General features: G+C 69.2%; 14 protein-coding genes and 1 tRNA gene. 11 read left to right on the plus strand and 4 right to left on the minus strand.

All coding sequences use genetic code 11. The features are described from left to right. The first annotated feature begins 158 nt into the window (after window positions 1-158). The 4 genes from ACZ4NT_RS07555 (at window position 159) to ACZ4NT_RS07570 (ending at window position 6,388) form a co-directional block, all read left to right on the plus strand. Entirely contained in the window at window positions 159-2,120 is a 1,962-nt protein-coding gene (locus tag ACZ4NT_RS07555; protein WP_121407855.1) for a serine/threonine-protein kinase, read from the plus strand. An 800-nt stretch (window positions 2,121-2,920) separates the two neighbouring features. After that, window positions 2,921-4,477: a pectate lyase family protein gene (locus tag ACZ4NT_RS07560; RefSeq protein WP_467724183.1), complete on the plus strand. Its 1,557-nt coding sequence runs from the start codon at window positions 2,921-2,923 to the stop codon at window positions 4,475-4,477. 306 nt (window positions 4,478-4,783) lie between these two features. Beyond that, window positions 4,784-5,320 carry a GtrA family protein gene (locus tag ACZ4NT_RS07565; RefSeq protein WP_467724129.1) on the plus strand — a complete coding sequence of 179 codons (537 nt, stop codon included), beginning with the start codon at window positions 4,784-4,786 and terminating at the stop codon, window positions 5,318-5,320. Window positions 5,321-5,695: 375 nt separating this feature from the next. Continuing rightward, complete coding sequence (locus ACZ4NT_RS07570) at window positions 5,696-6,388, plus strand: hypothetical protein (RefSeq protein WP_467724131.1); 693 nt, start codon at window positions 5,696-5,698, stop codon at window positions 6,386-6,388. 240 nt (window positions 6,389-6,628) lie between these two features. On the opposite strand, the gene ACZ4NT_RS07575 is transcribed toward ACZ4NT_RS07570, so the two are convergent. Further along, on the minus strand, window positions 6,629-7,156 hold the full coding sequence (locus ACZ4NT_RS07575) for an AAA family ATPase (protein WP_467724133.1): 528 nt from the start codon (window positions 7,154-7,156) through the stop codon (window positions 6,629-6,631). Between the two features lie 401 nt (window positions 7,157-7,557). Between ACZ4NT_RS07575 and ACZ4NT_RS07580 the strand changes: the two genes are divergently transcribed. Continuing rightward, entirely contained in the window at window positions 7,558-8,010 is a 453-nt protein-coding gene (locus tag ACZ4NT_RS07580) for a phospholipase (RefSeq protein WP_121407851.1), read from the plus strand. Window positions 8,011-8,289: 279 nt separating this feature from the next. Then, window positions 8,290-8,805, plus strand: coding sequence for a hypothetical protein (locus ACZ4NT_RS07585; RefSeq protein WP_467724136.1), 516 nt, complete (start codon window positions 8,290-8,292; stop codon window positions 8,803-8,805). A gap of 156 nt (window positions 8,806-8,961) precedes the next feature. Here ACZ4NT_RS07585 and ACZ4NT_RS07590 read toward each other — a convergent pair whose 3' ends face one another. Then, window positions 8,962-9,837, minus strand: coding sequence for a PhzF family phenazine biosynthesis protein (locus tag ACZ4NT_RS07590; RefSeq protein ID WP_467724138.1), 876 nt, complete (start codon window positions 9,835-9,837; stop codon window positions 8,962-8,964). A 372-nt stretch (window positions 9,838-10,209) separates the two neighbouring features. Here ACZ4NT_RS07590 and ACZ4NT_RS07595 point away from each other — a divergent pair, with 372 nt between their 5' ends. Beyond that, window positions 10,210-10,776, plus strand: coding sequence for a hypothetical protein (locus tag ACZ4NT_RS07595; RefSeq protein ID WP_467724139.1), 567 nt, complete (start codon window positions 10,210-10,212; stop codon window positions 10,774-10,776). 128 nt (window positions 10,777-10,904) lie between these two features. Next, window positions 10,905-11,762: a hypothetical protein gene (locus tag ACZ4NT_RS07600; protein WP_467724141.1), complete on the plus strand. Its 858-nt coding sequence runs from the start codon at window positions 10,905-10,907 to the stop codon at window positions 11,760-11,762. A 146-nt stretch (window positions 11,763-11,908) separates the two neighbouring features. Here ACZ4NT_RS07600 and ACZ4NT_RS07605 read toward each other — a convergent pair. Together ACZ4NT_RS07605 and ACZ4NT_RS07610 are read right to left on the minus strand one after the other, a co-directional pair. Beyond that, window positions 11,909-11,982, minus strand: a tRNA-Ala gene (locus ACZ4NT_RS07605). A 128-nt stretch (window positions 11,983-12,110) separates the two neighbouring features. Further along, on the minus strand, window positions 12,111-12,578 hold the full coding sequence (locus ACZ4NT_RS07610) for a hypothetical protein (RefSeq protein WP_121407847.1): 468 nt from the start codon (window positions 12,576-12,578) through the stop codon (window positions 12,111-12,113). Between the two features lie 574 nt (window positions 12,579-13,152). On the opposite strand from ACZ4NT_RS07610, the gene ACZ4NT_RS07615 reads away from it, so the two are divergent. The 3 genes from ACZ4NT_RS07615 (at window position 13,153) to ACZ4NT_RS07625 (ending at window position 17,470) form a co-directional block, all read left to right on the plus strand. Then, a complete protein-coding gene (locus ACZ4NT_RS07615) occupies window positions 13,153-13,710 on the plus strand; it encodes a DUF3291 domain-containing protein (RefSeq protein ID WP_121407846.1) in 558 nt (185 codons plus the stop codon). A gap of 505 nt (window positions 13,711-14,215) precedes the next feature. Further along, on the plus strand, window positions 14,216-16,813 hold the full coding sequence (rph, locus tag ACZ4NT_RS07620) for a rifamycin-inactivating phosphotransferase (RefSeq protein WP_467724143.1): 2,598 nt from the start codon (window positions 14,216-14,218) through the stop codon (window positions 16,811-16,813). Window positions 16,814-17,050: 237 nt separating this feature from the next. Next, window positions 17,051-17,470, plus strand: a complete 420-nt coding sequence (locus ACZ4NT_RS07625; RefSeq protein ID WP_121407844.1) for a hypothetical protein — start codon at window positions 17,051-17,053, stop codon at window positions 17,468-17,470. Window positions 17,471-17,971: the final 501 nt, after the last annotated feature.

Consider the following 17,971-nt stretch of genomic DNA (forward strand, 5'->3'; position numbering starts at 1 on the left):
CAAGGTCGCCGTGGGGGGTGGTGCTTCTCCCCTCAAAAAAAAAGAAAGCCCGGCCCCCCGTCGCGAGAAAAGAAAACCCCCCCCCCCCCGGCGCAACACCCCCCCCCCCCCCCCCAGCCCGCCGCTCTTCGTCATCGCCGCTCGGGAGAGGACCCGTCATGGTGCAACCGCTGGACCCGGCCGTCGATCCGTCGGAGGCCGGGGGGTTCCGTCTCCTGGGCAGACTGGGCGCCGGTGGATTCGGCACGGTCTACCTCGGCCGGCCCCTGGGGCAGGGCCACGGTTCGGACACGCTCGGCGCCGTCAAACTCATGAGGCCCGAGTTCGCCGACGACACGCAGCATCTGCAGCGCTTCCATCAGGAGAGCAAGGCACTCGACCGGTGCAAGGGTGCCCGCATCCCCGAACTGCTCGTCTTCGACTTCGGCAGCGGTCGCCGGCCGACCCTGGCGACCCGCTTCATCCCCGGCCTGTCGCTCCACCACATCGTCGAATCGCACGGCGGGGCGCTGCCCCGCGACACCGCCCATGCCGTCGCCGCCGAACTGGTCGACACACTGAACACCGCGCACAACAAGGGGCTGCTGCACCGGGACCTGCATCCGGGCAATGTCCTGCTCACACCCGACGGTCCCTGGATCATCGACTTCGGTCTGACGCGTATCCGGGGGCAACGGGTCACCGTCTCCCTGGACACGGTGATCGGCCATCCCCACTTCTGCGCGCCCGAGCAGGTCCTCGGGCTGTCGAAGACCACCGCCGCCACCGACGTCTTCGGCATCGGCGGTGTCGTCCTCTACGCGCTCACCGGACACCCGCCGTACACCGGGGAGAACGACGCTCGAGCGATGCTCATGCGCCGTGTCTCCGGCGCCGGGCCCGACCTCTCCCGGCTGCCGGACGACCGTGTCGGCAGGCTCGTCCGCGCCTGTCTGGCCGAGGACCCGGCGGACCGCCCCACTCTCGGCGAGGTCGCCGACTGCTTCGGCGAACCGGGCACGTTGCGGCTGCCGCAAGACGTCGGCCGCACACTTGCCGACTACCGGGCCGAGCTGAGTGCCTTCCTCAGCGACGCGGGCCACGCGGCCAGTCTCACGGTTCCGTTCCGCCCGGGCCGGCGCAGTTGGCGCGTCGACGTGGGGGAGTGGCCCCACCAGGCCGTGGCCACCGAGCACGGCCAGGTGGTGGTGGCGGACGGCGACGGTGTGCGATGGCTGGACGCGGTGACGGGCGCACAGGAGGAGCACCTGGGCGGCGTCACCACACCGGTTCAACTGCAGACCGAGGGAGCCCTGTTGCTCATCCGGGACGCCGCCGGCCGTCTGGAGTCGTGGGACACCCGCGCCCGTAAGCGGTGGTGGTCCGTCCCCGCGGACAATCTCTCCGACGTCCGGGTCCTGCTGCGCGGGCAGAGCGTGTTCCTCGGTGACGGCGGCGGCTGTCTGCACCATTTCGATGCCGTCACCCGGCGCGTCTGGTGGCGGACCGAACCGCTCACCGACGCAAACGGGGGACCGGTCGAACCGGTCGCGGCGGACGTCCGCCACGTGTACCTGTCGGCCGGCGGAGGCCATGAGCTCCTCGCGGTCGACGACGAGGACGGCAGTGTCAGCTGGAAGCAGCCGGTGCGGCTGCCCGCGGCGCTGCTGTCCTCGCCCCTGGTCCTGGGCGACACGCTGCTGCTCGCGGACGCTGACGGCGGCCTGCACTGCCTGGCCGCGAGCGACGGCTCCTCGCTGTGGGAGACGAGACTGGGCGCGCCGGTCGTGGCCCCGCCCGTCCACCTGCAGGACAGGGTGATCGTCGGCGACACCGCGGGGCTCGTGCACTGTCTCAGTGGTGCCACCGGCGAGGTGCTCTGGCGTGTCGAACACGCCGACGGGGAGGAACTGTTCGCCCTGTGCACCGACGGGTCGGTCGTCTACACCGGCGGCTGGAACGGCCGGCTGCAGCTCATCGACGCGGCGGACGGCTCGTCGTTGCAGGGCTTCGACCTCGGCGGCCAGATCCTCGCCGTCACCTGTGCACCGGGCAGCCGCACCGCCTTCGCCACCGCCTCACACGGCGCACTGCACGCGCTGCCGACTGCCGGAAGCCCGGAGGCTGTCCGCGGGCGGTGAACCGCGGCCGCATCGCGCCCGTGCGGGCGGCCGCGACTTGCCGGTGCGGATGGACCGACGGTGAGTGCGGTTCATGTACGTAGGAGAATGATGTCTACGTGAACAGTAGACGGACAGGCAGGCTTTGGGTGGTAGCTCTCCTGTCAGGGTGATCGCGCTAGAGGACACGGGTCGCCTCAGGCGGGACAAGATTCCACTGAGCGATCCGTGTTCACATTCTTGTCAAGCTCAGAGATGGCGCCCTATCCTCGCGGAGAAAGCGCTTTCCCCGGTGCGGACATGTCGTAGCGGGGGGAGTGGGCAGCGGTATCAGCCCGAGAGCAATGCACGAGCCGCAACCGATCCGGCTCTGCGCTGGTCGCGGGCTGCCGCGCGAATGCACCCGCGTGTAAGGAGTCCACGATGTGCTCCGGGCGGTCGGGTGCGCCGCGCCGGCCGCCACCGTGGCCACGGTGACGGGCACCCGCGCAAGAGAAAGGTCCAGGCGCCTGCTCCGGCTTTCCGGGTGCACGGCTGGTGGCTGCGTGCGGCTCGATCGGTCGCCGCACTCGGCGTGCCCATACGGCCGTGCTGCCCACGCAACAGAACGCTACCGAGACCCAGTCGCTCCACCCGCACCGATCGACACCCGCACGGCCTCTCGTCGCACCGGCGTGAGGTGGCACCCGCGCCGGGCCGGCGGAGACCGGCGTCCCGGTGCATGACATGCACATGGCACTTCTGGTTCGGCGAACGGTCGACCCATACGGGGCGCGGTCCCGCGCGGCGCCCGGCACGTTCCGACGAAAGACGAGGCAATGATGAGAAAGCCAGTCGCACTGCGACTTTCCGCGGCACTCGGCACCCTGGCCCTGGCGGCGGCGACAGGCGTGGTCCTGTCGATGCCCACCGCGTCGGCCGCGGCGGCCGGCGCGACCGGATTCGCCACCCAGAACGGCGGCACCACGGGCGGCGCCGGAGGGGCGACGGTCAAGGCCACCACCGGCACCCAGATCCACGAGGCGCTGTGCAACCGTGCCAGCGTCAGCACCCCGATCACCATCCAGGTCGAAGGAACTGTCACGGTCGGCAACACGGCCAAGGTGTCGGGCAGTTGCAACACGGCTGCCGGCGTGATCGAGCTCAAGGGCATCAGCAACGTCACCCTCGTGGGCGTCGGCAGTGGGGCCGTGTTCGACCAGATAGGCATCCACATCCGCCAGTCCAGCAACATCATCATCCAGAACGTCACCGTCCAGAACGTGAAGAAGTCGGGCTCGCCGACATCCAACGGCGGTGACGCGATCGGCATGGAAACCGATGTGCACAACGTCTGGGTGGACCACGCCACCCTGGTCGCCTCGGGCGGCGAGTCGGAGGGCTTCGACGGCCTCTTCGACATGAAGGACAACACCAAATACGTAACCCTGTCCTACAGCATTCTGCGCAACTCCGGCCGCGGCGGCCTCGTCGGCTCCAGCGACAGCGACCTCGCCAACGGGCCGGTCACCTTCCACCACAACCGGTACGAGAACATCGACTCCCGCACGCCCCTGCTGCGCGGCGCCACCGCACACATCTACAACAACTACTACGTGAGCCTGAACGAGTCCGGCATCAACCCCCGCGCAGGCGGCAAGGCCAAGGTCGACAACAACTACTTCAAGGACTCCAAGGACGTCCTGGGCACCTTCTACACCGACCTGCCCGGCTACTGGCAGGTCAGCGGGAACATCTTCGACAACGTGACCTGGTCGGCGCCGGGTGAGGACAACAACCCCGCCGGCCCCAACCCGACGTCGAACACGACCGTCAGCATCCCCTACTCCTACAGCCTCGACGCCGCTGCCTGCGTGCCGTCGGTCGTGACGGCGACGGCCGGCGCCAACAACGGGCTGAAGGTGTCGGACGGCAACTGCGCGCCGACGACGCCGACTCCGACTCCGACCGCACCCTCGACGCCCACGCCCACCGGCTCCGCCACGCCGACGGTTCCTTCCACGCCGACGCCCACCGGTGCCAACCTGAGTATCGCCGCCGACTCCGACGGTTCCAGCAAGGCGTCCGGCACCAGCTACGGCAACGTCCGCGACGGGGACATGAACACCTTCTGGTCGCCGGCCGGCTCGACCGGCTCCATCTCGATCAAGTGGGGCTCGGCGACGGCCATCTCGAAGATCAACATTCGTGAGGCTTCCGGTGCCGCGGGCAACATCGGAGCCTGGCGCGTACTCAACGCCGACACCGGGGCCGTGCTGGCCTCCGGCAGCGGGGCGGGTGCCGTCTCCTTCGCGTCCACCTCGCTGAAGAAGGTCACCTTCGAGATCACGAGTTCGAGCGCTACGCCGAAGGTGGCGGAGTTCGAGACCTACGCCTGACGGCAGGTGCGGTGACGGCGGCCGACCGCGAGAGCGGTCGGCCGCTTCGCGTGGAGCCCTCCATGACCCCGCAGAGCGTTCACCCTCAGTCGTTGCAACGCGCCGACCGGGAACTGTTGCGTTAGGCCGGTTTCATTGCAACGATATTTGGCCCCTGGCCTGCCAGTACTGCCGAAACCTGCCATAAATGCGTTGCTGGCATCCTGAACGCAACGTAGCGTTTCTGGCACAGGAAACGCCGGACAGGCGACCCCCCGGGGTCGGTGGGTCCGGGTTTCACGGGGCGGGTGACCGGGGGGCCGGATCGTGGAGACAGGGCATGGGCGGGACCGGGCGATCAGAGGCACCGTCACCTCTTTCGCGCGCTTCGTTCTGTGCGGTGGCGGTGTCGGACTCGCCGCCGGCTTCGCCGTGGCGACGCTCGGCGCCTGGATCCCCTGGGTGTTGGCCAACGCCCTGATCACGGCGCTGTCCACACTCGTCGCGACCGAACTGCATGCCCGCTTCACCTTCGGCGGGAGCGGGGGCGGGGGTGCGACCCGGCGGCAGCATGCGCAGTCCGCAGGGTCCGCGGCCGGCGCCTACGCGGTGACCTGCGTGGCGATGATCGTGCTGCACGGGCTCGTGCCGGCACCCGGTGCGGTGCTCGAGCAGGTGGTCTACCTGTCCGCTTCCGCATTGGCAGGTGTCGCACGATTCGCGGTGCTGCGTCTCGTCGTTTTCGCCCGGAAGCGGTCGCGGGACACGGCCACGGCGCCCGTAGCTCTCGCGCGGGCGGTGCGCGCCACGGCGCCCCTCGCGGCGGAGCCGGCACGCGCGGACGCGCTCTGCAGCGCCGCCTGACGGTTCCTCCGGGCCTCTGACCGCTCCGTGGTCCGGCTGCCGGGCCGCCCGACGTTTCGTCGGGCGGCCCGCGTCGTGCCGCCCGACGTTTCGTCACGCGGCCCGCGTCGCGCCGCCCCGCGCGGGTCCGGCCGACCTGAGCATCGACCGGTCGCCGGTGACGGGGGCGTCGGCAGCAGCTGTTGTGGCGAGCGCCACTCACCTGCCGTACAACCAAACCGATGATCTCTGATCGTTATGCCAAGAACGCTTCACGGACTGGTAAAGCCTGCTGGTCGTGGGCTTTGATATCGGCTCGGCGCGACCGTCATCGGGGACGCGCCCACGGATGTCAAAAGGGTGGGAACGATAGTGAAGTCAGCTCTGGGACGCGTCATGGCCGGTATCGCTGTGACGGCGGCGCTCACCGCGACGGCCGCTTGCGGTGGTCAGGACAGCGACGACAAGGGCAGCGGCTCGAAGAAGCCCGCCGCCAAGGCGTCGGCTGCCGCTCCGGAGGCTCTGAAGCCCCTCACCGAGGCGCAGTTGAAGAAGGCTGCGATCACCAAGACGGACGTGAAGGGCTACCGCGTCGGCAACACGCCCGACGACGAGATCCCCGAGGTGAGCGTGCCGGCGAAGCCCGCCAGCTGCCAGGCCATCGCCGACATGTTCCTGCTCGGCACCGAGCCCGACGCCGCGGCGCGTGTGTCCCGTTCACTGAACGGACTCGACAAGACCGACGCCACCCTGCTGCGGATGGGCCTGCTCGCCCACAAGGAGGCGGACGCCAAGAAGGTCGTCGCCGACCTGCGTACCCAGAGCGAGAAGTGCACCTCCTACGAGCACACCGACTACCAGTACACCGGTGTCAAGCCGCTCACGGCCCCCGACCTCGGTGACGAAGCGGTCGCGTACTCGATGACGAGCAACATCGAAGGCCAGAAGATCCCGGTGAGCTACACCGTCGTGCGCAGCGGCTCGACCCTGGTCGTGTTCTACGCGATGAACGCCCTCGGCACCAAGGCCCCCGAGGTGCCGGCCGCGGTCATCGAGGCCCAGGTCGCCAAGCTTGAGAAGACGGTCTGACGAGGCCGGATTGTGCCGTGTGAGGCCCCAGGGGCAACTCCCTGGGGCCTCGACGGGTTTCGGGGAGGGCGTGGCGACTGCCGAGGCCTGTGGAGCCCGCTCTGGTCCGGGGCGACATCGGTGAAGAACTGACAGCCGTGGTCTCGGTGGAGCCGGCCCCCGGATGATCCGGCTGACGGCGACGACTGATCCGCGTGCCGGTCACCCACTCGCCCCGCAAGGGCGTGCATGCCCCAGACCTCATCCCTTCACGGCCTCTGCGATCCGAAGGGCCGCCTGGGCGGGCGTGAGGTGCGTGGTGTCGATGACCTCGGCCCGGCGGTGCAGCCATGCGCGGGCCGCCTCGGCGTAGGGCTCCAGGTGGGCGAGGCGGAACGAGGAGGGACCGAGAACCGCGTCTTTCTCGATGCGCTGTCGAAGGGTGCCCTGGTCGGCGTGCAGGACGAAATGCCGCACCGGGATGGCGTGTTGTGCCAGGCCGGTGCTGATCTCGTGCCAGTACTGCTCCACCAGGACGGTCATGGGCATCACCAGGGTGCCGCCGGTGTAGTCGAGTACGCGGCGGGCGGTCTCGACGACGAGCGGCCGCCACGGCGGCCAGTGCTGGAAGTTGTCCTTGCCGGGGCCGGGCAGTCCAGGCGTGATGTCCATGAGGGTCTCGCCGACCTTCTCGGCGTCGAACACCCTCGCATCAGGGAGCAGTTGCTGCACGAGTGCACTGGTCGTCGTCTTGCCGGCACCGTGAGTCCCGTTGAGCCATACGATCATGGCATCCGACGCTAGCGCTGTCCGGGCGGCGAGAGTCGGCAGACAGGGGATTTCGCTGCGACCGTGCTCTTCTTGGTGAGTCGACCTGCTGCGCCACGCGGTCGCGATGACCCTCCTGCCATCACCCCCCGAACGTCGAACATGACACTCGTGCTCCCGCCAGGGTTGGAATGCCCCTGCGGTGACGTCGGCGACCCTATTGTCCGTCAACGGTCCCCGTATGCCTATGAGTTGACGTTCCCTCAGTAGCGATTGCCCGGTGCGAACTCCACTCTTCCTCGCGTGCCAAGGGAGTTCATGAACCTATGGGGGTGTGCGAGGTGTGAGGGGCCGTCGGGGTGCGCATCATTTTGACATGAACCTGCGGTCTAAGTGGACCGCAGCCTCGTGGAGGTGTGGGAATGCACCGCAGACTCGCCACCGGACTCGCCGCCTCGGCGTTGGCCGTCACCACTGTCATCGCCGGAGCCGCAACCGCCGACGCCGCACCCGCCGACAAGGCGCAAGTGCTCGCCAACTGGACGCAGACCAGCGCGTCCAGCTACAGCGCCTGGACCGCCGCCCGAGCCAACCAATCCGCCTGGTCGGCCTACGGGTTCGACTGGTCGACCGACTACTGTTCCAGCTCGCCGGACAACCCTCTCGGCTTCCCGTTCAGCACCTCCTGCGCACGGCATGACTTCGGCTATCGGAACTACAAGGCCGCCGGCACCTTCACCGCCAACAAGCCCCGCGTCGACAGCGCCCTGTACGAGGACCTCAAGCGCGTGTGCGCCCGCTACACCGGCGCCACGAAGACCACCTGCGACAGCACGGCGTGGACGTACTACCAGGCAGTGAAACTCCTGGGCTGACGGACACGGCACACCGGCATGTGAACTGAGATCGGCGGGCGTTCGCGTGAGCGCCCGCCGATACGTCGTGCCGCGTGTGCCTCTCGCCGTGTCGATCGACCGCGGCTCCCGGGCCTGATGCTCTTCACGTCAGGGCGCGCCTGTTGCCGCGCAGTGCGGGTATCCGCGGGGGAAACCGAGCTGATCCACGGCATTGGGGGCTACGTCATGTCGAGGGCCGAGCGGCGAACCGTCACGGAGGGGCGTGGGCCCGCGTCGGGAGGCGCGACGGAGGCGCCAGTGGTCAAGCGCCACCTGGCGAAACAATGGTGGCTGTACGGCCTGCTGTTGGCGGTCGCATGGGTGCTGCGGAGTCTGTCCGCGGACTACTCGCGATGGGTGACCTGGATCGGTGTGGCACCCGCATTCGCACTCGGTGCCGGTTCCCTGGTCCTCCGTCGCCGCAGGCAGGCGCGGGTCATCGGCGGAAACGTCGACGTGGACGATCTCCCGGCGCTGGAGCGGATGGCGGCACGTCGTCAGGTCCCCGAGGATCCCGTCCAACGCCGGCAACCCCTCGCTCTGGTGCACTGGCGCCAGCATCGGACCCGGCGAACCTGGCCCATGGGCCTGGCCGTCGTGGTGCTCCTGTACCTCGCCCTCGGACTCCTGCTCGCGGGGACCGGCCATCCCACTGCCGGCATCGTCTTCGCGATCGTCGGCCTGCTGGTCGTCGGCGGCGGCGGATATCTCCTCGTGCGATTCGGGCGCCGACGGATGGACCAGTACGAGGCTCGGCTCGGCGCTGCCCACTGACGCTCCGGCCCGTCGGCAGGCATCCGGCCGCGACGGCGGACCCGGCTGTCCTGAGGCGCGCCTCAGGACAGCACGTCGGCTCGTCCGACCCGTGACCGGGAACGCCGTGTGACCACTGGTGAGACCCGTGCCTGCACCACCGGCATCGCCCGCTGTTCAGCCGATGCGAGTTCCCGCGCCGCTGACCCGCACCCGCGAGTCGCCCGCGCGCAGTGTCACCGTGAGCTCGCCGGGGCGGCCCAGGTCCTCGCCTTGGTGCAGGGTGAGGACGGCGTCCTCGGGGACCAGGCCGAGTTCGCGGGCGTACGCACCGAACGCGGCCGCCGCGGCACCGGTCGCCGGGTCCTCGACGACGCCCCCGACGGGGAAGGGGTCGCGAACGTGGAAGACGGTTGCCGACTCGCGCCACACCAACTGGACCGTGGTCAGGTCCAAGCGGTGCATCAGTGCTTCGAGGCGCGCGAAGTCGTACGCGAGATCTGCGAGGCGAGCCCGCGTCGCCGCCGCGAGAACGAGATGGCGGGCCCCGGCGAAGGCGATACGGGGCGGGAAGGCCGGGTCGAGATCGGTGGCCGGCCAGTCGAGCGCGGCGAGTGCCTCACCGAGCTCGGCGTCGGCGATCTGCTCGATGTGCGGTTCGACGCTGGTGAGCGTGGCCCTGAGCGTCCCGCTCTCCTCGGCCACCTCCACCGGCACGGTGCCGGCGCGCGTGGCGAACACCAGCTCCCCGGAGCCGATCCGCTCGGCGAGCGCAACGGCGGCCGCCACGGTGGCGTGCCCGCAGAACGGGACCTCGGCCTTGGGACTGAAGTAGCGGATGCTGTACGCCCGGCCGTCCTGGCCGCCGAGGCCCTCCGGAGGTGCGGTCAGGAACGCGGACTCCGAGTATCCGAGGTCGGCCGCGATGGCCAGCATGTCGCTGTCGTCCAAGGTGGTCGCGTCCAGTACGACGCCGGCGAGGTTCCCGCCTTCGGGTGCGCTGGAGAAAGCGGTGTATCGCAGAACCTCGGGCCCCGCCCCATTCGTAGTCATGGTCGTGGCAACGCGAGGCGGGGCCACGATCATTCCCGGATGCGGGTGGCCGCCAGTGGACGCGCGGTCGCGTTCCTGTGGCGAGCCCGCGCGACGGAGCCGCCTCCGGCGATGCTCCGACCCAGGGGACGAGCACATTCGTCCCGAATATGGGGAAACCGCTGCAGGGCCACGTCGCCATGCATCAGACTCTGGCTCTCGTCGAGGAAGGGATCGGGCGGGACCGGACGGCGGAGTTCGAGGATCCTTCGCCGCATACGTCCGACGACCTCGCTGCCCCAGCCCGGAACACCGACGCTCTGCCCACGGGCGGAGTCGCGCCGGATCGGCGATCGGGCGGTGCGTGGTCGTACACACAGACAGGGGGATGACATGGTGCTCAGGGAATTCGGGCGGTTACAGAAGATCATCGGCAGGCGGGACGCGCTGAAGTACGGGGGCCTCGGCCTGCTGTCCCTCGCGGTCACGGCGTGCGGCGGGCAGACGGACGAGGAGGCCGCGAGTGCGGCGGGAGACGGACCAGGCCGTCCCACCGCGACAGGGGCGGCTGTCGCGGCCTTCGCACGGGGACCGTGGAATCTTTCCTTCACCCCGAAGGGACAGGCCAACGACGAGTACGCGCGGATCAGCATCACAGGACGTACGTGGAGCCTCGATGACGGCGACCTCACGGGATCGTACGAACTCACCGACGGCAGGCTCGTGGTGACGGTCAACGAGCGTGACTCGGAGAACGTCTGGGCCGGTACCGGCCTACCGGGCACGGTAGGGGACAGCGCCTCGCTCACCCTGAAGTGGGGGGAGGACGCGGCCTCCGGCCCTGTCGACGAGGGCTCGCCGGTGGACACCACTGCGTTTCCGTTGCCGGTGACCTGGGACGGGCGGACCTTGAAGATCACGGCGCAGAACGGGCTGCTCATCACCGCCGTTCGTGCGTAGGGCGGGTCACCTCACCTGCCCTTGGGTGTCACGGGCGTGAGGGATGCAGGGGTTCACCTCAGCGGAGAGGTCGCAGGCGGCCCACCTCCCACCACGCCACCTGCGTGCCGCTAGCAGCATCGCTGGTCATGACAAGACGGGGAATACGGCTCGGGGTCGTGGCCGGAGTGACGGTGCTGGCGGCGTTCTGCGCCTCGACCCCGGAACCCCCGGAGATCGTCCGCGCGGCGTCCGACCTCGGGCCCCTGCCGGTCGACCGCTACGACTACACGCCTCGGGACTTCCAGCGATACCGGCGTGCGTCGGGATTGCTGGTCCGACAGTGCATGGCCGGGCACGGTCACCGGGACTTCCCGCTCGATCCCCGCTACCCCAGCGATCCCATCGTCGCCACCGCGGTCAGCACCGACTACGGAGCTCTCGATCTCGACTCCGCCCGCCGTTGGGGGTACGGCTGGGATCCCGCCGAACGTCCGGGTGTCCAGGCCAACGGGCGCCGTATGACCAACGCCGAGTACGCGGACTGGCCCGCCTGCAACGCCGAGGCGAGCCGGCGGCTCATGCGCGGCGTCGACCTCGAACGGGACTGGCTCTACGCCGGCACACGGTCGATCGCAGTCGACAAGGCGGCCAGGAACGACCGACGGCTCCGCGCCGCTTGGGACGAGTGGTCCCGCTGTGTGGCGGGGGAGGGGCTGACCCGCTACCCCGACCCCATCGCCGCGTACACGGACGAAGGCTGGACCCGGGGCAGCGACGGCAACACCCGCCATACGCAGGAGGAACGGGCCACTGCCGTCGCCGATGTGACCTGCAAGCGACGCCACCACACCGCAGAGATCTGGCACGCCGTACGAGCCGAGAAGCAGACGGCCGACATCGCACGGCACCGGAGCCGCTACGAAGCCGGGCTGCGAGCGCTGCGGACCTATCGTGCCAACATCAGCGAGGCGCTGCGGAAGTTCGGCGCCACGGAGGGGGAGTAGAGCGGAGCGGGTGCCGGAGCATGCCGGGGGAAGACCCGTTCGGACTCGGCGGCCGCGCCGTGCCGCTGAAGTGACCGGCGGGCCGTTGACGTGCCGGCCGACCACCAGGACCGGAGCGGGTGGTGGCCGTGACGCACAGGGTGGGACGGGGCCGGCCGGATTCGAACCGGCGTCCTCCTACATGCCGTGAAGGCGCGACAGCCACTGCGCTACGAGCCCCGTCCCGTCCGGAAGCATACGAGCCAACTGCCCTGCGCCGCCTCTTAATTCGGCGCGCCCTGGAGAGCCCATCGCCTGCGGACGTCGAGCCGGGTGAACTCAGGGACGCTCCGGAAGCGGGGCTCCCTTTCACTTCTGATCCGCCCGGCAGGTGAGGTCACCGGCGTCGCCCAGCGGAAGCGCCGACTTGGAGAGCCTGCCGTCGTGCTGCAGAGACACCGTGACGGTGCCCTTCACAGCGGTCGGGAACCACGCCGAATACAGTGTGCGCGCTCCGTCCGCGACCGTGCCGACCCGACGGAGCTTCACCGGCTTTCCGTTGCAGGTGGCCGAGTTCACCTGCGCGTGGTCGGCGCCGATCAGGCGCACCCAACCGTCGGTCCACAGCACGCTCATGGCGTGGAGGCCCTTGGGTGAAGCGACGGGCGGGTCCACGGGATGAGCGGCGCAGGCCCGTGTCTGCATGGTGGCCCCGTTGACGACTGCGTAGCACAGCCGCCCATCGCTCCTCTCCCAGGCGAAAGCGGCACCGGACGGCCATGCCTCGACCAGCATGAGTGCCGTGGAGTCGGCGAGGTCGTCGCCTGCCGCGTCCATCAATGTGGTTCGGGACGTGCTGATGATCTCCGTCAGGTCCGTGGGCGACGGGGCCGGCGCGGTAGCCGAGACAGCGGTCCGGGCCTCGGACGGTGCCCCTGCGGTGCCCTGAGTGCCCGCGTCTGAGCAGCCGGTCGCGGAGGTGATCACAAGCACTGCCGTCCCGAAGGCGGCGTGAATCCCGTATCGCATGAACGCGTTCCCCCAATGCCGGGCCCTTGCACAGGGCACGACAGATGATTGCAGCACCTGGTCCGGACCGCGACCGACATGCGACCGCGCGCGGCCTGCAGTGCACCGATTCGTACCCGCAGCCTGCCCCGCCCGTCAGAGGCCCCCGGCCCCGCAATGACCGGTATGAGAGGCCACTTGAACGGCCAAAACGCAACTTCGACAGGGCCCGCAGCGGCAGCTACCTTCACCTGGTCCTCGGCGATCGCCCACCGTCGCGAAGGTTCCTTCGGGCTGAGCCGGCCGCGACGGAACGAGGTGGTCACGCCCTACGAACCCTTGCGCGCCACGCGCAGCCACCGAGCCGGGTCCACACCAGGCAGCCCCTACCAGGGAGAGACGCATGCCTCACCTTGCGCTGTACACGTTCAGCGTCCTGAAGTCACCTCTCGCCGATCCCACACCTCTCACGCACGAGTTCTACGACGTTGGCGAGGCGGTCTACGAAAAGATCGGTCAGCACCCCGGACACCTCGCACACGCGGAAGCGGCGGACGGCGACCGGGGCATGCTTTTCGAGGCGGACTGGGGTGCATGGGGGGAGTTCACCGTCCCGACCTGGTACGACAAGGGCCGTACGGTGGAGACGACCGCCCTGGCCGCGACCCTCTCGCTCTGGACCGACCTGGGCCCCGCCTTCGACGCCATCTACACCGGTCTGCACCGTGAGGCGCTGAACAGGCGTTACGACTGGTTCGAGAGGACAGGACACTCGAACTACGTGTTCTGGTGGGTCCCCGACGGCGTGACACCCACCTGGCAGGACGGGGTTTCCAGGCTTGAAGACCTCGACAACCGGGGCCCGGCGCCGCACGCCTTCACGTTCCATGACGCGTTCGCCCCGGACGGAACTCCGGCCAGGGGCAGAGGCATTGGGTCGAAGAGCGACGAGGTTCGCTGAGCCAGGAATCCGACCGACCGGGTCCGCCGGCAAGCGCCTCGACTGATTGACGGCGAACCGATGCTTCTGCGCCACGGCCGACCCGCCAGGCCTCGTGCCCGCACCGCGGGCGGCAAAGAGAAAGGCAAGGAGAGCACTCTCCTTGCCGCTCTCAAGTTATAGCGCGCTGGGGGGCTTGCGGCAAGCCCCGGGTCGGAGCGCAGAATCGTCGGCCGAAGCCACAACCTGCGGAAATGGGGCACTGCGTGCGTGTGTTGTCGTCGACGTCCAGGAGGGGCGGAGCCGTCGGATCAGGGGTGGGGCCGACCGTGCGGTCGGGCGAACCCGGGGCGGAGGTGCCGGCAGGCGCGCCGTCCAGGAGGGTGGACCGGCGGCCCGCCTCATCGGCTGGAAGGCCGACAGGAACAAGGATGTGCCCGGCAAGGTGCTCGACGGTTCTGGGAACGCCGGGGACTCGGTCGGTCACGGCTGTGCAACGGAGTACGGGCTTCTCGGAGGTGGCGCAGTGATCGAGCAGTACGTGTTGGATCTTCAGGAGATCGACGAGTGCCAGGCCACTGCCGTTGGCGGCAAGGGCGCGCACTTGGCCACCCTGGCAAGGATGCAGGGCGTCGACGTGCCGGGCGGCTTCTGCGTGACGACAGCCGCCTTCCGGCGGATCACGGCGGAGGTCCCGTCCCTCGACGTTCGGCTCGGTCAGCTGTCGCGCCTTAACCCGGACGACCGGGAGGGAATCCGCACCCTCAGCGAGCAGATTCGCCGGAGCATCGAGGAGACCGCCGTCCCGGACGATGTCGCGGCGGCCATCACCCAAGCGCTCGTCCAGTCCGGGGAGCAGGACCCCTATGCCATCCGGTCCAGCGCGACGGCAGAGGACCTTCCGACAGCCTCCTTCGCCGGCCAACAGGACACGTACCTGAACGTGGTGGGGCCGACGGCCGTCCTCCAGCACGTCAGCCGGTGCTGGGCCTCGCTGTTCACGGAGCGCGCCGTGACCTACCGCCAGCGCAACGGCATCGACCACCGTACGGTCCACATGGCCGTGGTCGTCCAGCGGATGGTCTTCCCGCGCGCGGCCGGCATCCTCTTCACGGCCGACCCCGTCACCGGCAACCGGAAGGTCGCCACCGTGGACGCCGGTTTCGGCCTCGGCGAGGCGCTGGTCTCCGGCCTGGTGAACCCGGACGTCTACCAGGTGCGAGACGGTGAAGTCATCGCGCGGACGATCGCCGCCAAACAGCGCGCCGTCCACGCTCTCCCGACCGGCGGCACCCAGGAAGTCACGGTCGATCCGCGGCACCAGGAGCAGCCGGCGTTGTCGGACGTGGAGGTCCTGCAGCTCGTGCGGCTCGGACGGCGGATCGAGAAGCACTTCGGCCGGCCGCAGGACATCGAGTGGTGCCTGAGCGACGATGGCTTCCGGATCGTGCAGAGTCGGCCGATCACGACGCTGTTCCCCGTCCCGGAGGCCGACGACCGGGAGAATCACGTGTATGTCTCCGTGGGCCACCAGCAGATGATGACCGACCCCATGAAGCCCTTGGGGCTCTCCATGTGGCAGTTGACGGCCATGGTGCCGATGCACGCGGCCGGGGGGAGGTTGTTCGTCGATGTCACCAGGCGCCTGACCTCGCCCGCGAGCCGCGCCGGCCTCCTGGACGTCATGGGTAAGGGCGATCCACTGGTCAGGGATGCTCTGGAGACCGTCCTGAACCGCGACGACTTCGTCCCCTTGCTCCCGGACGAAGGCCCTTTCGGGCCACCGGCCGGTGCTGCGCCCACCCCTGTCGAGACCGATCCGGTCGTCGTTGCCGGGTTGATCAAGCGCAGCCAGGAGTCCATCGCCGCTCTGGAGCGCGACATCCGCACGAAGACCGGACCTGCTCTGTTCGACTTCCTGCTGAACGCCTTCGAGGAGCACAAACGAGTCCTCGGTGATCCACTGAACCTCCAGGCGATCATGGCGGGGATGGAGGCCACGTGGTGGCTCAACGACAAGCTGGGCGCATGGCTGGGTGAGAAGAACGCGGCCGACACGCTCACGCTGTCCGCCCCCGACAACGTCACCTCGGAGATGGGTCTGGAACTGATGGACGTCGCCGACGCGATCCGCCCGCATCCGGAGGTAGTCGCATTCCTGCAGGGCGTCGAGGACGAGGACTTCCTGGACGAGCTGACCGAAGTCGCGGGCGGCGGCGAAGCCCGCGACGCCATCGAGGCCTATCTCGACCGGTACGGCATGCGCTGCGTCGGCGAGATCGACATCACGAGGCCACGCTGGCGTGAGCGCCCCAGCACGCTCGTGCCCGCGATCCTCGACAACGTCCGCAACTTCGAGCCCGGGGCCGCCGAGCGGCGGTTCGAACAGGGGCTGCGGAAGGCGCAGGAGAAGGAGCAGGAGGTGCTCTCCCGCCTCCGCGCCCTGCCGGACGGGGACCGGAAGGCCGACGAGACCAAGCGGATGATCGACCGCGTCCGCACCTTCATCGGGTACCGGGAGTACCCCAAGTACGGCATCATCAGCCGGTACTTCCTCTACAAGCAGGCCCTGTTGCGGGAGGCCGAGCGCCTCGTGGGAGCCGGCGTGCTTCGCGAGCGGGAGGACATCTTCTACCTCACGTTCCAGGAACTCCACGACGTCGTACGGTCGCACCAGGTGGATGACGAACTCCTCCAGCAGCGCAAGGACGCGTTCCGGGCGTACCACGCACTCGCACTGCCACGGGTACTCACATCGGATGGAGAGGCCGTCACCGGGGCCTACCGGCGTGACGACGTGCCGGCCGGCGCCCTGACCGGTCTGGCGGTCTCCGCCGGGACCGTCGAGGGACGGGCCCGCGTCGTCCTCGATCTGGCCGAGGCCGATCTCGAAGCGGGCGACATCCTGGTCACGACCTTCACGGACCCGAGCTGGTCGCCTTTGTTCGTCGGCATCGCGGGCCTGGTGACGGAAGTGGGCGGCCTGATGACGCATGGCGCGGTGATCGCCCGGGAGTACGGCTTGCCGGCCGTCGTGGGCGTGCACCAAGCCACTCGGCTGATCCGGGACGGGCAGCGGATTCGCGTGCACGGCAGCGACGGGTACGTCGAGGTACTGCCCTGACCGACCCCTTCCGGGACACCCACCGCGCTTCGCGTGCCGCCACTATGGAAGCGGGGCATTCCGCGGGAGTCGTCGTCTTGTCAACACCCGAGCAAAACGCGGATAGTTGTACCGTCCGATCGGGTCGGGGCGGGTGTGACGAGGGGGCGGACCGTGGGGCGCGGTGGCAGGGGAGCGGAGCTGGGGGAAAGACGTGGGACTTACCCGATAGCGGGCGCCGCCGGGGGACTTCTGCAGATGTTCCGGCGGCTCACCATTCTTTTCTTTCTCGTCTTCCTGGGGTTTCTGATCATCAAGAGGCCGGACGACGCGCTTTCCAAAGGCCTGATCTCAGCGGGCGTGATCCTCGGCCTTGTCGCGCTGCGGGCCGCGTGGAGTCGGGTATCCGCGCGGCTCGGGATACGCGTGTGTCACATCCATACGGGTGGCCTTGCCGTCACGGGCCTGTTCGGTCAGTTCAAGCACGTCCTGCCCTGGGACCGGATCGTCGAGCTCCGGCACATGTCGAATCTGTCCCCCCTGCTCACCTTCCACCGGTTCGAGCTGGAACGGCGCGGTGCCAAGCCCGTGGCGATTCTCGTCCTGCAGGCGCAACCGGAGTTCGTACCGGCTCTGCAGCGCGCGGCGGACCTGGGCGGCCTGCAACCGGAGCGATGACCGGTGGCGCGGGCTGAGCGCCACCCCTGATCGGCCCCGGCCTCCCCTGTCCGGCCCTCGTCGGCCCTCACCGGTTCGCACGCGGCGAGGCTCCGCCCAGTCCGGGCGAGCGTCAGCGACGCAAGCGGCGGCGGTGGCCGCAAGGTGCCTTGTCCGTCCGGCGTGATCACTCCGTCGGGGGACGTGGAGGAGGCCAGGCCCCTCGGCGCCGTGCGTCGTCTCCGCAATGACCCCGGCACGCCCACCACTGAGGCGCCCCGGCGCATCGGACTTCGGCCATCCCGGAAACAGCTCGGCAGACCCACGAACACTCCGCCGTGCAGCTTCGGCATCCGGCCTCTTCGCCCAGGGTGTCAGGGGTGTGTCAGGGGTGGTGTGTTCAGGGTTGGTGGAGGGGGACTTGAGAGTTTCTGGGTGGTGGGTCGGTGGAGGATACGGTGCCCCTCGTTGGCGGGTTATGGGGGGTGGGTGTTTGTTCGAGGAGGGGCCAGTATCGGGGGC

It is taken from the genome of Streptomyces sp. NPDC026417, assembly GCF_055567695.1.

Coding starts and splice junctions, on each gene's coding strand:
- ACZ4NT_RS07555 (WP_121407855.1), top strand. CDS start 159: ATGGTGCAACCGCTGGACCCGGCCGTCGATCCGTCGGAGGCCGGGGGG.
- ACZ4NT_RS07560 (WP_467724183.1), top strand. CDS start 2,921: ATGAGAAAGCCAGTCGCACTGCGACTTTCCGCGGCACTCGGCACCCTG.
- ACZ4NT_RS07570 (WP_467724131.1), top strand. CDS start 5,696: ATGGCCGGTATCGCTGTGACGGCGGCGCTCACCGCGACGGCCGCTTGC.
- ACZ4NT_RS07575 (WP_467724133.1), bottom strand. CDS start 7,156: ATGATCGTATGGCTCAACGGGACTCACGGTGCCGGCAAGACGACGACC.
- ACZ4NT_RS07580 (WP_121407851.1), top strand. CDS start 7,558: ATGCACCGCAGACTCGCCACCGGACTCGCCGCCTCGGCGTTGGCCGTC.
- ACZ4NT_RS07590 (WP_467724138.1), bottom strand. CDS start 9,837: ATGACTACGAATGGGGCGGGGCCCGAGGTTCTGCGATACACCGCTTTC.
- ACZ4NT_RS07595 (WP_467724139.1), top strand. CDS start 10,210: ATGGTGCTCAGGGAATTCGGGCGGTTACAGAAGATCATCGGCAGGCGG.
- ACZ4NT_RS07600 (WP_467724141.1), top strand. CDS start 10,905: ATGACAAGACGGGGAATACGGCTCGGGGTCGTGGCCGGAGTGACGGTG.
- ACZ4NT_RS07610 (WP_121407847.1), bottom strand. CDS start 12,578: ATGGACGCGGCAGGCGACGACCTCGCCGACTCCACGGCACTCATGCTG.
- ACZ4NT_RS07615 (WP_121407846.1), top strand. CDS start 13,153: ATGCCTCACCTTGCGCTGTACACGTTCAGCGTCCTGAAGTCACCTCTC.
- ACZ4NT_RS07625 (WP_121407844.1), top strand. CDS start 17,051: ATGTTCCGGCGGCTCACCATTCTTTTCTTTCTCGTCTTCCTGGGGTTT.